A 15,570-nucleotide genomic window follows, 5' to 3' on the forward strand; every position below is an offset into this window, starting at 1 on the left:
CACTCACTACATTTTTATACAGATGACCGGTAAACTCCTGTCGTGTCATACACGTTTTTATCTTTGGAAAGCCCATTTATTAACGGGACTAGTCCGGGTGGTTAGGCGTCACCTGTTGCCCGAAACCGTCATACGCGGGGGACGAAGTCTGTCGGGCGGCTTTGGCGACCTGCTTTTGAAACATACAACCCGACTGCGAAGCCTCGTCCTGAGAGATCAGTGTAAAAGATTGGTTCAATTCCGGAAGGAATTGTCCGCTTTGAATCGCGGAGACCGGTTCAGGCCCGGAAGGGAGCAGACTTACCGTGAACATCTGGTGCCCTCAGGGTTGCGGGGTGGAGAAGGGAAGATGCAACGGATTCAGGCACGCGATTCCCACCGACAGGCGTGTCCCGTTTGTTTTGGCTCAAGCCTCCCGTATATTTTAAAGGGATATTAAAAGGAAAACAGGGATCTTTTCTCTAAATTCAGCTTATTTCTTTGTGATTCATGACCTTGATCGCATAAATCATACATATATTATATGTTCCATGAGTGTCAAAGTTCTCAAACGGGAAAAGGAAATGCTCATCATTAATAAACCCATTTAGAAACCATCACTATCAATAAACTCCAAATAAAACATATCAGACAATGGCAAAAGTAACAATCATCGGCGCTTCCGGAAAAGTGGGTCAATTCGCCGCATACTCAATCTCGGCAATACCTTACGTCAAAAAAATGCTTCTCTTCGGAAGAAAAGGTAACGAGGACGTGCTGGAAGGCACAAAATGGGATTTTATCGACAACTTCGCGGCACTCGGACGCGACGTAATGCTCCAGTGGAGCTGCGACCCCAAAGACCTCGAAGGCTCTGACATCGTCATAATAACGGCGGGAATCCCGCGCCGCGCCGGTCAGGACAGACTCGACCTTGCGAAGCAGAACGCCGTCATAATCGCCAAATACTCCCGGATGATAGCGGAAAACGCGCCGGACTCAATAATCTTCGTAGTCTCCAACCCCGTCGACGTCATGACCTCGGTTGCGCTGAAATACTCAGGTTTCCCGCAGAACCGCGTATTCGGTCTGGGAACACACCTTGACTCGATGCGCCTGAAATCCTTCGTCGCGCACCACTTCAAGGTACATGTCTCGGAGGTTCACACCCGTATCATCGGAGAACACGGCGCAAGCATGGTGCCGCTCTGGTCCGCGACAACAATCGGCGGTATACAGATAAGCAATCTGCCGAAATTCGACAGCCTGCCGAAAGAAGAGATGGTCCACTGGGTACTTAATGCCGGGTCACACATCATCGAGAAGAGCGGCGCCACCATCTACGGACCGGGCGCCGCAATAGCCACGCTCGTAAAGACCGTGCTCGGCGACGAGAACAGGATTCTCTCGGTCTCGGCATACGTCAACAGCGAGGTTCACGGCATCGGAAACGTAAGCATAGGAGTGCCCGCCCGCATCAACAGAAAAGGTGTATTCCCGGTCTCGATTATGATAAGCGAGGACGAGGTCAACCAGTTCAAGATCTCGGTCGAGAAGATTAAAGCCGCCACTGCCGATGTCATGAACGGACTTGACGAACGGATTGCCGCCGAAGAATAATTTTAAAGACAAATACAAAAGAACAATACTTTTTTTTTAATTTCTAAATTCCGTGCCAGGCAATGCTCAACGATAAAGCACGGACAATAACGGATTATACACGGAGAATACACGGATTAAACACGGATATAACACGGAAACTTTAAAGGACTGATATACTTTTTAAAATGAGAAAAATCTTTTCCCGCAACAGAAGAAGGTTTAAACAATTTTCGGGATTACTTAGGAGATAATCCCGTATTTACAAGCAACTTTATTTTTTCTTATCTGACCGCCTCCCTCAGTGGTCGTCTGATTAGAAAGTTCTCGCGAGAGTATATAAATGGACCAAATTCACCTTGGCGTATTGTATAACCGCGAGGTTAGACCGATGCACAAAGAGCATAGCCCGCAGCCAAAAGACCGTATCCGAAAGACCATAGCCGAAAGTGCCTGACGAAAAGCACTGAAGACGGGCATTGACGAAGAGTATTGCAGGATGAGGAACGGCGGACGAGAATCGCGGATGAAGATAACGGGATGAGTATAACGGTATGGGGGCAGCCGTAAAAGAACCGAATGTGAATAGCCGAATGTGAATAGCTGAATCTGAATAGCTGGATGTGAATAACCGAATATGAATAACCGAATATGAATTACTGAAGATAACGGTATTCTTGGAAACTTTTAGCTTTTTGAAAATGAGAAAAATCTTTTCCCGCAACAGAAGAAGGTTTAAACAATTTTTTGGGATTACTTAGGAGATAATCCCGTATTTACAAGCAACTTTATTTTTTCTTATCTGACCGCCTCCCTTAGTGGTCGTCTGATTAGAAAGTTCTCGCGAGAGTATATAAATGGACCAAATTCCCTCGGGCGTATTGTATAACCGCGAGGTTAGACTTATGCACAAAGTGTATTGACTCTGATACGATGAAAGTATAACGGGACGCGGTCTGAAAAAATGCCTGAAAAACGGACATAATGTCCGGAATTTCGGATAATTATATCTTTTTGGTTTAAATGATGATTAATACGTATTACGTAAAAGGAAACGGTAGGTTTTGGTTTTGTTCCGCTTTTGATGTTTATTTTCCGGTGTTTTGTTTTCCGTTGTTATGATAGGTTGATTTTCCGGTCTTTCAGGAGTCGAATTATCGGTTCTCTATTTCGGTTATTACGGATACATCACCCTGTCGGTTTTTAGGTTTCGGTTATGATAATCGTCTTTTCAGATTATGAGATTTTTCGGATACCTTATCCGATATCAAGGCTTTTAGTTAAATGACTACCAATTTTTTGCTTGTTTTCGTTTTGTTTCGTTTCGAACGGACATTATATGTTATCAATATGGATGGATGAGACCTTTTCTCGCATAAAAAGGTGATTCAAATCTTGTTTGCTGAAGATAACCAAAACCTGCCGTCATGTTTCTCTGCACATTATTTTCAGTACGATAACAGTACATGCTTTTTCAGACCACCTCCGCTGAACAGTCTATGATAGTCAATAGGACCCCGTACTATATATATTTAATTTGTGGTCGAAATCCTGCCGATGAGCCGCCCGCCGAACGAAAAAACTGACATTCGGAACGACAGAAAAAGTTGGCAACTATATATTGTTTAGCATGACGCCCGCAAAAAGAATATCAAAAAATAACGGAATAATTTCAAAACAAATGGCAAATATGAGATATATTCGCCAAACAAAATTGCCGCACAAAACGGAAAGGGATTGAAGGATTGACAAAGATAAGGCATCCGTCAACCGTAAGGGGGTATTTGCGGCACTATTGCGATGTCTGCTCTTTTGATATGCAATTGCGTTTGACAAATTCCAGTATAACCGGAATGGCAACTCCCGCAACGGCACAGGCGATGACGGCGGTCGTAAAACCTCCGCTCAGCTCCACTTTGCCGATTAAAAGGCGGGATGTGCCGATCATAAGACCCGTAAGCATGGCAAGCATCGCGGCATGATAGCGGCTGAGCAGAAACTTGAGTACCTTTGTGAAACCCAGAATTCCCAAAATACCTCCCGCGCTGAAGACAACGAGCGGCACTATGTTCATTGTGTGAATACAATTCAGAAGATACTCATACTGATTGAAGATTAACGTGATGTATGCCCCCGAAATTCCGGGGAGGATCATCGCGCAGAACGCAACCATTCCGGTCAGGAAGAGCACGGGATAAGAGTTCCCGAGCATCGCCGGCTCAAGCCCGCCCACAAGATAACCGATGACAAGACCCGCCAATGCCGAGCAGACGACCGCGACTATATTGCCGCGGGACTCAACTGACCCTATCTCCAGAAGAATCAAGACGGCGGAGGCTATGATAAGCCCGAAGAAAAAGCTGTACGTAAATGCGGTATAACTCTCAAGAAGCATCGAGATTATCTTCGAGACCGTAACCGCGGCAGCAACGATACCTGATACGAGGACGACGAGGAAGAAGAAATCCATGTATTTAAGCTCGGCGACGAAAGCCTTTCTGTCCGTGAAAAATGTCTTCAGAAGGACATCGGGGCGTATGTTTCCGATTGCCGTCACAAGCCGCTCGTAAATTCCCGTCAGAAGCGCAATCGTGCCCCCCGAAACTCCCGGGATAATGTCGCACGCACCCATCAGAAAGCCGCGTACAAGAATTAAAAGATATTCGCTTACGGTTTTATCCATTCTCTAAGAATTTACGGTCACGACATATATATGTCGCGAAATATCTTCGTGACACGCGGCATTCAAACGGGACAATATAAAGGGACAATATAAAGGGACAATATAACCGGACTATTTAGCCGCGACATTCATAAAATGACATAAAGGGCATCAGTACCCTGCTTCATCAGCAAAACACCCCATAAAGAGATGTCTTTCAGTGGGGGTAACTTTCATCATCTGCCCGAAAACTTACTTTCGCTTAGTTATTTGAGAATTCTACATGATATATATGACTCAGATTGCGACTCAAAAAACAGATCCTTAATTACAGTATAACTCATAAAATTCTGTCATGAAAAAAGACCTGCTCATGTGGGATGAAACCCTCTTTCGCGACGTGGAGGTATTCGAGATAGACTACATGCCCGAGCAGTTCGATTTTCGCGACAGTCAGATACGGGAACTCGCAATAAACGTCAAACCCGGACTTGCCGGGGCAAGACCGCTCAACACAATCTGCAAAGGACTCCCGGGCACCGGAAAGACCACGACCGTAAAGATGCTCTTTTCCGACATCGAAGAGAAGACAAAGAAGATAATCCCCGTCTACATAAACTGTCAGATAGACAATACAAAATTCGCAATTTTTTCGCAGATATACAAAAAACTCACGAAACGACCCCCGCCGGCATCGGGAACATCCTTCAAGAATCTCTTCGATCAGGTCTGCAAGATTCTTTCCGATAAAGATGCCGTGCTGCTCGTCTGCCTCGACGATGCCAACTACCTCCTCTACGAAAAGGAGATCAGCAATGTCCTTTACACGCTTCTGCGGTCGCACGAGGCAAACGAAGGTGTCAGAATCGGCGTCATCACGATTATCTCGGACATGACCGTCGACCTCATGCAGGAAGTCGACAACCGCGTCGCCTCGGTATTCAGACCCTCCGAGATCTACTTCGCGCCCTACAGCCAGAGCGAGATAAGCGAGATCTTAAACCAGCGCGTCATGCAGGGACTCTATCCTGGAGTTCTCTCATCCGATATCTTCGAACTTATCGTGGAGCAGACCATGAAGAGCGGCGACCTCCGCGTCGGAATCGATCTGCTCAAACGTTCGGCGCTGAATGCGGAGAAGGACGCCAGAAAAGAGATTGTAAAGGACGACGTCTGCCGCGCATATCTCATCTCGAAATATCTGCACCTCTCAAGCAGCGTAAAGACCCTATCGGATGAGGAGAAAGGGCTTTTGAAAGCAATTGCCCAGATGTCTCAGAAGGAGAAGGAGATGAATGCGGGGTCGGTCTTCGACGAACTCAAAGATTCTCTCAAAATAGGATATACCAGATACTCCGAGATACTCAAGAAATTCGACTCGATGCGGCTGATAAATCTCAACTACAAGGAAGGCAAGGGACGAACGCGGCTGATTACACTGCGTTACGACCCGTCCCGCATCATAGATATTCTAGGCTGAGATTTCGGTCTGAAAAAATCTTTACTCCATTTAACAATACTTATCTATTTTGTTGATTTAATCTACTTGAAAGAGGAATACTCTATGATAAGTGTTAACGAACTTGCTCTTGACATCTTTGAGGAACTCGCCGAGTACCCCGAAGATTACAATGTAGAATTCCACCAGCTGGACAACGGCGCCCGCCTTGTCGACTGCGGTGTAAAGACAAAAGGCGGATACCTTGCGGGAAAGCGCTTTACCGAAATATGTATGGGCGGACTTGCTGAGGTCACGTTCAGAAACGGCAACATCAACGGCGTTCCGATGCCGTTCATCGACATCAACACGGACTTTCCGGCAATCTCCTGTCTGGGTTCGCAGAAAGCGGGCTGGACGGTCAAGGTCGGCAACTTCTTTGCAATGGGAAGCGGACCCGCACGTGCTCTCTCGCTTATGCCCAAACACACCTTCGAAGTCATCGAATACGAAGATGAATGCGACTGCGCCGTAATCTGTCTTGAATCCGACAAACTGCCGACCGCCGAGGTCATGGACGAGATCGCAAAGAAATGCAATGTCGAGCCCTCAAACGTCTGCGCGGTCGTTGCACCGACGGCGTCGATTGTAGGCTCCATTCAGGTCGCCGGACGCTGCGTCGAGACGGCAATCTACAAGCTCAACGAGCTCGGTTTTGACACGAAGAAGATTCAGGCGGCAATGGGAACCGCACCGATTCCGCCGGTAAAGAAGGATTCCACACGCGCAATGGGCTGCACGAACGATGCGACAATCTACCACGGTCAGATATATCTTACAATGAGAGCACCCGAGATTGTCGATTACCTTGACAAGATTCCGTCCTGCAAGTCCTCATCCTACGGAGAGCCGTTCTACGACACTTTCAAGGCAGCAGGCTTTGATTTCTATAAGATTGACACCTCACTCTTCTCACCCGCGGAAGTCATCATCAACGAACTCACCGAGGGCAAGGTCTACAGAACAGGCAGTGTCAACCCCGAAGTTACTCTCAAGTCCTTCGGACTTCTCTAATTACATTTTTACACTTTTATTCGCGAAATCGGACGGATATTACGCATTTTCCCGTATTTTTCTCAAATTTACTTTCGTCCCACTGACTTTTGCCAAAAAAATACAGAAGAATTAAAAATCTACGGTGTCAATTCTATTTCATGAGCAGGGTTATTTCATATGCGGTATGTATTGCCGTGATGCTTATGTTATCCGCCGCCGTATGCGGATGCGTTTCGGAATCGGGCAAGGCAACGGATACGGGAGCGGATAAGGGCGACGCAAAAGTCACCGATTCGGGCGCCATCGTCATAGAGCGTTCCGGAATCATCAAAATACCCGCATTTGAGATCAATCCCGACGATGTAACCTGCGAGAACATAATCTCGCCTTCCATACTGATAGCCGACGGATTATACCCGATGATTGATTTCGAGATGTCTTTCATCACGGTATCGCCGAATCACGAGACCCCCCTGCATCTCCTGAAGGATACCTGCGAGTCGATATTCGTTACCTCGGGCACCGCGGATATGATGATTAACGGCAGGTTGATGACCGCGGAGGCGGGGACTCTTGTCTATGTCCCCATGAACACGCCGATGACAGTCAGAAACAACGGTAAGAGCGATCTCAAATATATCTCGATAACCAATCCGCCTTACAACCCGGCAAACGAGATCTTTCCCGAGAACACGGAATTCGACAGACTGCGCGTAAAATCCGAGAATGCGACCGCAATCATAATCGACGAAGCAGAACCCGGGGTCTTCTTCAAAGACGTCAAAGTTGCGAATCTGATAAATCCGGCAATACTTAAGGAATACAATAAAAATTACGATATAGGATGCGGAATTGCATATGTCACGATTCCGAAAGGCTCACACACCGATCCGCATATTATCGAGGGCACGACCGAAGTGGATCAGATTTTGCAGGGTAAGGGCGAGATAGTCGTCAATTCCAAGATTATGTCCTTTAAAGAGGGCGATACCGTGTATATTCAATCGGGTGCCCATCAGAGTGTTACCAATACGGGAACGGAAGATCTGATCTTTCTTGCGGTTACCTACCCGCCTTACAATCCCTCCGCGGATTCGTCGGTAAAGAGAACCTGAAAAGGAATGAAACGGAACAATACGGAACGATACGGAACGGAAATGACGCATAATTTCAACGAAAAATACGGACGGGACGAGGGTCTGACCGTGCTTGAACTGATTATCATGATCGCGGTTGTGTTGATAGTCACTTACGTGCTGTTGGGAGTATTTTCCTCAGATACGCCGTCCGAATCGGGTAAGAAAGAGGCTGCCGGCGGTATCATAGGTGATTTCGAGACTTCCATGGAGAATGTTCTTGCCCGCAACGGTCCCAGCTACGGGATGCAGGATATCTCGGGAACGCTCTACGATGTCGATATTTATTCCTACGGAGTGCACCCCGACGAGCTCGGAAGTGCCGCAGTTTCCATTAAACTGGTGGCAATGAGCGGCAAGAGCATTGATTTCAACAACGCCGATCTCCTGTTTAAATACGGTAATAATGTCGAGCGGCTTGCATATTCGACCGGGCAGCCGCTGTTGCCGGGTTACTGGGTCATTGTCCAGCGCGGTTCCGTTATTCCGTTCCAAAAAGCCGACGGCGACGATATTCTCGAGAATAACGAGATGTTTACTCTGGTTGTGAATCCGGCGATTACCGTTCCCGCCAACGGGGTCTTTGAGCTGACGCTGAATACGGATACGAACCGGGCTTTCGATATGAAGTTCGGCGTTCCCCCGGAGATACGGAAATACGGTGTTGTCAAACTTCGGGTCTGATACGGCAGTTTTTGCATCAGGATTATTATTGTATTGTGATTATTTTTGTATAGGGATTGGGACTGTATGATTCCGGAAAAAGAGGAGAGGTTGGCACTTTTGCTCATGTGTGCCGTGCTTTTGGCAATCGCCGGCGCACACTTTGTCCTCGGCGGCGCCGACAAATACGACTTCGCATCGGTCTATACGAATGCTTCGCAGGAGGGGGAACTTGTGAAGTATAACGGCACCGTTCTCTCGGTCTCGGCAACGAAGACCGGCGGTCATCTTATTATTGACGCGTGTCGCGACTGCCCGACGGATGTCTCCCAAAAAGAAAAACCCGAGACCGAGATTGTTCTTTTTGTCAGCGGCGGTGCCGCCCTTAAATCCGATATCGAAAAAGGGGACAATGTCTCCGCCGTGGGCAAGGTATCGATATACAACGGTCATCGAGAGATTATGATCGAAAAACTCGCGGATATCTCGGTTTTTAAGCAGGATAACGCCACGCCGGCGGCGTAAATTTCCTTTCGGATCGCAATCACGAATCGCGGTCAGAAATTACGTTCATAGATCGCGGACATAGAGATGAAACCGCATCCCTTTTCTGCCGTCCTTGTAGTCGACGCCGGTTGAGGCGACCCGCATATAACCGTGTTTTTCGTAGTAGCCCGTATTGCAGTAGTCATCGGCGCAGAGGTAATATCCGCCGCATCCGTTTCCGCGCAGATAATCCTGAAAATCCGCGATAAGCCGCGACCCAATGCCTTTTCCGCGGAGATCCTCACTCACCGCGAATAGGATGAGTTCGCCTTTGCAGCCTGCGGGGACGCTTCTTTCAAGTCTCGATAAAGCCCGCAGGGTATCTCTCCTGTGCTCCAGATAAATCCGCCCGTATCTGTTCGTTTTCAGCGGAATTACGTTGAGACACTGCCGCAAAGCCGTCGTTATGCTTCGTGTCGCGCCGCGATATCCGCTTCCCGAAGAGCGCTGCGAACGCGGGGTGCATCTGCCCAGCAGGTATCCGCACGGAATGCCCGCGGAATTCACCGCCGTAACCGAATATGAGGCATGCTTAAGGAAAATAAGGAGATAATCGCGGGCAATAAGCCCTTTTACCTTTGAAAGTCCCGCGAAATCTTCTCCGTGAGTGATATCAGTATTGTTCTTCAGGATATTGTCGAGCCAGAGGTCGAAGAGCAGATCTTCCAGATATCTCAGGTCGCTTCGGCGAAATTCGCGGAAAGTGACGGTTTCAACAGAATCCGCAAATTCAATAGGTTCTATGCCAGACAAAAAAATCCTGCCCGAAAAGTAAAAAAGTGAAGTTAATCCCCGAAGAGATCGGAATCGTCGGTCTCCATGTAGTTGAACTTCTTTGCTGGGGCCTTTCTCTCTTCCGGCATCTGCGGCGGCATCTCCTCATGTCTTGCCGCAACCGGCGCATTCACCGCATCAGCCGTGTTTTGCCGTGATACGGGCTCTTCGTCCTCGAAGATGTCGTCATAATCTTCGTCCGCGGCATTGTATCCAGCATAGAGCGAATCACTCTTTTGACCCTGTCCGAAACTCTGCGGTCCGCTTACAGGGGTAGTGAGTTCATCGAAGGAATACCCGTCGTATTCCGAATCCGAGCCGTCCGATGCGTTGCCGGACTGCTCATAAGGCATGTTCTGCCGACCGCTCTGACTGCCTGACAGATTGCTCTGCGGATTGCTCTCCGAACCGCCCCTGTTTGCGGCGGCGTTCATCTGCCGCTGTGCACGCAGATCGTCTTCCATTGTGTAGGCAACCGCTTTCGGACGGTTCTCCGAAGCGCGGTCGCGGAAATTATCATCGTAGATATCGTCGGAGGTCTCCTTTCCGAAATGCAGATCCGATTCGGAACGGAAACTTATACCCCCGTGTTCCTCACCGTCACGCGTGTTCTGCGCCGCATCTGAATCCTCCTCAATCCCGGACGGAATATCCGCGGAAGCACCCGGTAAAGTCTCTGTGGGGATACCCGATTTCGAATCCGAATCCGATTCTTCCTCAACGTCATCCTCACCGTAAGGCGAGGGTGCGGGCTCATGATGTGCATCCGTTCCGAAGACGGACTGCGCATTCGACATGTCCGCATGTCCGCTCTTATCCGCTGGCGTCTCCAGAGGATTTACCGCAATCTTTGTCGCGAATATGTCGTTGCCGCCGATACCGAGATTCGACGAGGATACTTCGGGTTTCTCGTCGGGTCTTTTCTCATAGCGTTTCTCGCCGAACTTGCGCTTCGCCGACATCCAGCCCGCCTCATCCGAGCCGAAGCCGTCCGAAAAGATATCGGATTGGTCCTTCATCATGTACTCGTCCGTGCTCTTAGGTTTCGGCGGCTCACTGCCGTAAACGAGATCGTCCCTCGAAGGACCCGCGGCATTCCCGTCTCCCGCGCCGGATGCGGGCTCCCTGTCGAAGAGATCGACGCTCTTCGACGACGCATTACCCGGTACCGAGTGAGTCTTGGGTGACAGACGGTTTCCGCGTGCCGAGCCGAAATCCGTATCAAATATGTCGGTTCCCCTGCTTATAGACGAACTTGAGGTAAATTTCGGACTGCTCCGCCCCGTACTGCTGCCGAACGACGACTCGAACATCCCCGAATTATCCGAGGGTCTTTCCCTTCGCCCCCGGTCGGCATCGTTCTTCATCCCCCCTTTTCCCGCGTATGAACCTGTTCCCCCTGATTCATTGCCGAAATCGTCTATTATTCCTTCCGAACGGTTACCCGAGACGCGTGATCTCTTGTCGGGTTTGTTGCTTCCCCCGAACGCATCGTCAAGGCCGCCGGATATTATATTCTCTCGTGGCATGTTGTAAAATATGGATCTCGAAGGTTATTAAGATTAGGTAATATCCCCTATATTTCGGCAAAAATCGCAAAAAAAGAACCAAAAAGATTTTCAATCGGCAGTATGAGAGGGGGTTTATGAGGTGGGGCTGTGCCGGTTTTGTAAGTATTGTCTGTGCGGATGCCGTTGCCGAAGTCAGTTCTTCGGAGAGGCTGAGGTCACCATGGCAACCGTCTCCCCTTTCGAGTTCTTAAGGAAGGTATTCTGCCAGATAACGCCCGTCTCTTTGCCGTCTTTTCGCACGACAACACCCTCGGCACTCTGATTTATGGAGATCTTTCCCGATATTGCTTCCTCAAAGCGTCTCCTAAGCTCCTTTGCTCTGTCTTTGGGGACAACGGTCATGAACCAGTCGGCGCCGATTAACTCCTCTTCGCCGTAGCCCAGCATCTCGCAGCCCGTGCGGTTAAGCCTTCTTATCGTGCCGTCCGTGTTGATTACCGCAATCATGACGCCGGCTACGTCCAGATAGCTCTGCGCCTCGTCGCGCTGTGCGACAAGGGCTTCCTGACTGCGTTTCTCCTCGGTGATATCCTCAAGTATTGTCAGAATATACTCGAGTGCGTTGTCGATTCCGAATATGGGGACTTTTCTGACCTTTAAGACATGCTCGCTGCCGTTCACCTTCAGGGTAAGTTCGGGCATGAAGACCGGCACCTTGTCGGCGGCAATCGATCTGTCGCCGGCGGCGAAGAACTCCGTCACCTTGTCGGGGAAGAGCTCGAAACCCATCTTGCCTATGCTGTTTTTGCCGACGATTCCGAAGAACTTCTCGGCAGCGCTGTTAAAATGCACGTAGGTGCCTTTTCCGACCTCCTTTACGACAACCATCGATGGGATGTTGTCGACGATTGAGGTCAGGAAGGATTTCCACTTGAAAAGACCTTTTACCGCCCTGTCGCGTGCCGATATATCGCGGCCCACAACGCGGTATCCGTTGAGCATGCCAATCTCGTCGAACTTCGGCGTGATTGAAAGCTCCATCTTTATCTGACGCTCTCCGCCCTGTCCGCCGTCACGGTTTACGCTGAAACTGCATTCAATCAGCTCGGAGCCGTTATTTTGGCGTGCGGACTGCATGGCGGCTCTAAAGCGCTCGCCGCATTCGGCGTCGATGAAACTGAAGAACGATTTTCCTATGGTTTCTTCGGCGGAGAGTCCCGTTATCTCCTTTATCTTGGGACTTGCGTAGAGGAGGTCGCCGGCGTCGTTGATGTCGAGTATAGTGTCGTTTATCTCTTCGACAAGGGATCTGAAATTGCGCTCGCTCTCCAGAAGCGCTTCCGTGGCGCGTTTTTCTTCGGTCGTGTCCTCCAGCATTATCGTGACGCCCGGGGAGGAGTCGTTGAGGACGGTCGGAATTATCTTTATCTTATAGTAGCGCTCTTCAAGGTCGCGGAATATTTTTATCTCGTCCACGGTCTCTTCGCCGTCAAGAGCGTTCTTCATGCGCTCGTTGATAATCGGGTGGTCAAAGCCGACGAGAGGAGAGTTGCGGAGTTCTTTGCCGACGATCTCGTCGCGGTTTACCTTGAGGAGTCTGCAAAGTGCGTCGTTTACCTGGACTACGCAGAGGTCGCTGTCGATTATTGCGACCATGTCGGACGAGAAGTTGAGCATCGCGGATAAGGGAGCACGCTGCGATATGAAGAAGACTTTGGCTTTGCCGTAGGTCTTCATATCTACCTGACCCGAGATTCTGAGGATGTCGAGATAGCGGGATACGGTATTTCGGTTTACGCCTATTTTATCCGCAATATCCGAAACAGACATGCCGCGCGGCGTTTCTTTCAGCACCTTGAGTATCTCCGACAACTCATCTGCGTAATTGTCCATATCTGTCTATTTAATTTGTAAATCAGCATTACTTATTGCTTTCGTTAATGCACCCGATATTGCAAAGTTCAATGATTCCTATAGTGCAAAGTATAATGCCTGGCATTAAAAGATATGTTTAAATACTTGCATGTGCAACAATAATATGCAATACCGTGAGAGCCGACGCAATAGGCAATCGCGGGGAAAAACCTCTACAAACCATGCGGGCCTGAATCCTCCCGCAGAGAGCGGAGAACGGCAACCATCCGATTGCCGCAATATACCGCCCCCAATCAAAATAATTGCAGAAGTTAATTGCATCACAGGCATATAAGAAGCCGAATTCCGTCGGGTAAGGCTACCATAACTTACAAACGACTCAAGCATTCCATAATTCATCGCAAAAGTCAAATGCAACACTCCGTGACTTTTGTTTAAACCTCTGTAATCCGGACGGAATTCCCGGCTTTGCCAAAACAGAACATAATAGTTACCATAACTCCTTAAACTATACCCCCAACCCCATAATTGCATAAACACAACCGGCAAAGGTTACAAATTTCCACAAACCCTAAAAACTCAAACCAAACCCACACACAAATTGCAATCCGGAAACACACGTACCATAGCAGTATCAGCAAATACACCCTAATCATTAACCTACAACAAGTTTTTCACCTCATAACCGGCAGAAATGACAGGCAAGAGTCTTTCTGCGGGTTTTTCCCCATATTGTCATCAGAAGAGCGAAAGCTGTCGGAGAATACACTTTTAAAAAAGCGACCTGAAAAAATGACTCTGAAAAGTGGCGCGAAAACGTGACTTGAAAAAGATTAAAAGAGAATTTGTTGATTTTTATTCATTTATTCATTTATTCACGTATTCATTTATTCACGTATTCACGCACTCACTCTTTCCTTCTTCCGGAAACCGCAAGAACGCCGCCGATTACCGAAAGTGCCGCAAAGACCGCGGTCGGTCCGAATCCGGGGGACTGTTTTGCAGCCGACTGTCTCGGCTTGACGGGATTTGCGGGCTCGGTCTTAATTATTACACTCTCACCCGTCTTTTCGTCGGTTCCGAGGATGAGCAGACCGTTATCGGGCGTACCCTGTATGCTCTTTACAGTCAAATCTCCCATATTCTTTGACCAGTCGGTATAACCTTCGGAATCGGTCTTAACTATGATATGCTCCGTAACTCCGGGCTGCGTATCCTTGCTTCCGAAGATGTAAAGACCGCCGTCGGCAGCTTTCTGAATATTGTAGACGAGGTCGACCCCGTCCACTGCCTTCTTTGAGACCGCCTTTCCGTCCTTATCGAGTATGACAACGTAGGGAACATATTCGGCTTCTCCTCCGTTATCAAGGCTCGGAACGAGCTGCGACTCGATTGCGCCCGCCGCATACCTGCCGTTGTCGATCGGCGCTATCGCGGTAAACAGTATCGAGACGTTATCGGTCTTGTACTGCTGGTTCCAGACGTCGCCGCCGGTCTCGTTTATCTCCATCGCAAAGGCGCGATACGGAGTTTCATAGTATATCGGGTCGACGTAGCCCGCAATTATGTATTTGTCGTCATTTCCGGTCTGAACCGACCTTATACGGAACTGTCCGCCGCCGGCGGGGTTGCCGAGCGACCTGTTCCAAAGTTCGTTGCCGTCGGTGTCGAGCTTAATCAGGAATGACTGGAGGTGGTCGCCGCCCATGAGGATATCACCGTGGGGGAGAACCTCAATCGATGTGATGACGCCGAGCGGCAGGTGATACTGCCAGAGCTCTTTCGCATCGGCGGAAGCGTTGCTGAGTTTTATGAGATTTTCGCCGTCTGTAAAGAGATATACTCCGCCGTCGGGGCAGCTCTGGAGGAATCTTACCGTGCCGTTGACATCGCCGCCGGAGACATTCCTTACCCACTGAATATTGCCAACGGAGTCCATTCCGAAGACCGCTCTGCCGTAATCGGTTTTGCCGCCGGCGATAAAGGTGCCGTCGGGCATCTGCCATACGGATGCGACGGCGATACTGACCGCATCGGAACCGTTGCCGTAGGTCGCGATATGCTTTTCCCATTCATACGCGGGACCCGTCGTCTGGTCGGCAGCCGCCGATGCCGCACAGAAAGTGCAAACCAGCAGCAATGCCGACGCAATCAGGGATATTTTATAAGATATTTTCAGACTCATGTTTTCACCGTAATTTAGAGTTGGTTATAAGGTTAATTAACTGTTATTATTGAATTAATTATTGAATTATTCTGAATTACGGGTGCAATTATTTTTGAATTATCTTACACGGGATTTACAACAACATTCTTTATGGTATTCGAACG

11 protein-coding genes and 1 other RNA gene are annotated in these 15,570 nt (G+C 48.9%); 7 read left to right on the forward strand and 5 right to left on the reverse strand.

Annotated elements, in window-relative coordinates; all coding sequences use genetic code 11:
* Positions 1 to 81 precede the first annotated feature (81 nt).
* Both ffs and T502_RS01940 read left to right on the forward strand, forming a co-directional pair.
* An RNA gene (ffs, locus tag T502_RS08720) (signal recognition particle sRNA) lies at positions 82 to 397 on the forward strand.
* A 236-nt stretch (positions 398 to 633) separates the two neighbouring features.
* Entirely contained in the window at positions 634 to 1,599 is a 966-nt protein-coding gene (locus tag T502_RS01940; RefSeq protein WP_042705351.1) for a malate dehydrogenase, read from the forward strand.
* Positions 1,600 to 3,370: 1,771 nt separating this feature from the next.
* On the opposite strand, the gene T502_RS01945 is transcribed toward T502_RS01940, so the two are convergent.
* Positions 3,371 to 4,210 carry a DUF368 domain-containing protein gene (locus T502_RS01945; RefSeq protein ID WP_245597741.1) on the reverse strand — a complete coding sequence of 280 codons (840 nt, stop codon included), beginning with the start codon at positions 4,208 to 4,210 and terminating at the stop codon, positions 3,371 to 3,373.
* Positions 4,211 to 4,595: 385 nt separating this feature from the next.
* On the opposite strand from T502_RS01945, the gene T502_RS01950 reads away from it, so the two are divergent.
* From T502_RS01950 to T502_RS01970, 5 genes are all read left to right on the forward strand, one after another.
* Positions 4,596 to 5,720, forward strand: coding sequence for an ORC1-type DNA replication protein (locus T502_RS01950; RefSeq protein WP_042705353.1), 1,125 nt, complete (start codon positions 4,596 to 4,598; stop codon positions 5,718 to 5,720).
* An 84-nt stretch (positions 5,721 to 5,804) separates the two neighbouring features.
* Entirely contained in the window at positions 5,805 to 6,752 is a 948-nt protein-coding gene (mch, locus tag T502_RS01955; protein WP_042705354.1) for a methenyltetrahydromethanopterin cyclohydrolase, read from the forward strand.
* Between the two features lie 140 nt (positions 6,753 to 6,892).
* Positions 6,893 to 7,849: a cupin domain-containing protein gene (locus tag T502_RS01960; protein ID WP_042705355.1), complete on the forward strand. Its 957-nt coding sequence runs from the start codon at positions 6,893 to 6,895 to the stop codon at positions 7,847 to 7,849.
* A 42-nt stretch (positions 7,850 to 7,891) separates the two neighbouring features.
* Positions 7,892 to 8,554: a hypothetical protein gene (locus T502_RS01965; protein WP_042705356.1), complete on the forward strand. Its 663-nt coding sequence runs from the start codon at positions 7,892 to 7,894 to the stop codon at positions 8,552 to 8,554.
* A 66-nt stretch (positions 8,555 to 8,620) separates the two neighbouring features.
* The gene (locus T502_RS01970; RefSeq protein WP_157197435.1) at positions 8,621 to 9,058 is read left to right on the forward strand and encodes a hypothetical protein; all 438 of its coding nucleotides are present in this window, start codon (positions 8,621 to 8,623) and stop codon (positions 9,056 to 9,058) included.
* 45 nt (positions 9,059 to 9,103) lie between these two features.
* Here T502_RS01970 and T502_RS01975 read toward each other — a convergent pair whose 3' ends face one another.
* From T502_RS01975 to T502_RS01990, 4 genes are all read right to left on the reverse strand, one after another.
* Positions 9,104 to 9,832, reverse strand: a complete 729-nt coding sequence (locus T502_RS01975; protein WP_042705358.1) for a GNAT family N-acetyltransferase — start codon at positions 9,830 to 9,832, stop codon at positions 9,104 to 9,106.
* A 32-nt stretch (positions 9,833 to 9,864) separates the two neighbouring features.
* Entirely contained in the window at positions 9,865 to 11,382 is a 1,518-nt protein-coding gene (locus T502_RS01980; protein WP_042705359.1) for a hypothetical protein, read from the reverse strand.
* 174 nt (positions 11,383 to 11,556) lie between these two features.
* A complete protein-coding gene (locus tag T502_RS01985) occupies positions 11,557 to 13,257 on the reverse strand; it encodes a PAS domain S-box protein (protein ID WP_042705360.1) in 1,701 nt (566 codons plus the stop codon).
* Between the two features lie 889 nt (positions 13,258 to 14,146).
* Positions 14,147 to 15,424: a hypothetical protein gene (locus T502_RS01990; RefSeq protein ID WP_042705361.1), complete on the reverse strand. Its 1,278-nt coding sequence runs from the start codon at positions 15,422 to 15,424 to the stop codon at positions 14,147 to 14,149.
* Between the last annotated feature and the right edge of the window lie 146 nt (positions 15,425 to 15,570).

The sequence above is a fragment of the Methanomicrobium mobile BP genome, assembly GCF_000711215.1.
In the GTDB taxonomy this organism is placed as follows: Archaea; Halobacteriota; Methanomicrobia; order Methanomicrobiales; family Methanomicrobiaceae; genus Methanomicrobium; species Methanomicrobium mobile.

Coding starts and splice junctions, on each gene's coding strand:
- T502_RS01985 (WP_042705360.1), bottom strand. CDS start 13,257: ATGGACAATTACGCAGATGAGTTGTCGGAGATACTCAAGGTGCTGAAA.
- T502_RS01940 (WP_042705351.1), top strand. CDS start 634: ATGGCAAAAGTAACAATCATCGGCGCTTCCGGAAAAGTGGGTCAATTC.
- mch (WP_042705354.1), top strand. CDS start 5,805: ATGATAAGTGTTAACGAACTTGCTCTTGACATCTTTGAGGAACTCGCC.
- T502_RS01970 (WP_157197435.1), top strand. CDS start 8,621: ATGATTCCGGAAAAAGAGGAGAGGTTGGCACTTTTGCTCATGTGTGCC.
- T502_RS01960 (WP_042705355.1), top strand. CDS start 6,893: ATGAGCAGGGTTATTTCATATGCGGTATGTATTGCCGTGATGCTTATG.
- T502_RS01950 (WP_042705353.1), top strand. CDS start 4,596: ATGAAAAAAGACCTGCTCATGTGGGATGAAACCCTCTTTCGCGACGTG.
- T502_RS01945 (WP_245597741.1), bottom strand. CDS start 4,210: ATGGGTGCGTGCGACATTATCCCGGGAGTTTCGGGGGGCACGATTGCG.
- T502_RS01990 (WP_042705361.1), bottom strand. CDS start 15,424: ATGAGTCTGAAAATATCTTATAAAATATCCCTGATTGCGTCGGCATTG.
- T502_RS01965 (WP_042705356.1), top strand. CDS start 7,892: ATGACGCATAATTTCAACGAAAAATACGGACGGGACGAGGGTCTGACC.
- T502_RS01980 (WP_042705359.1), bottom strand. CDS start 11,382: ATGCCACGAGAGAATATAATATCCGGCGGCCTTGACGATGCGTTCGGG.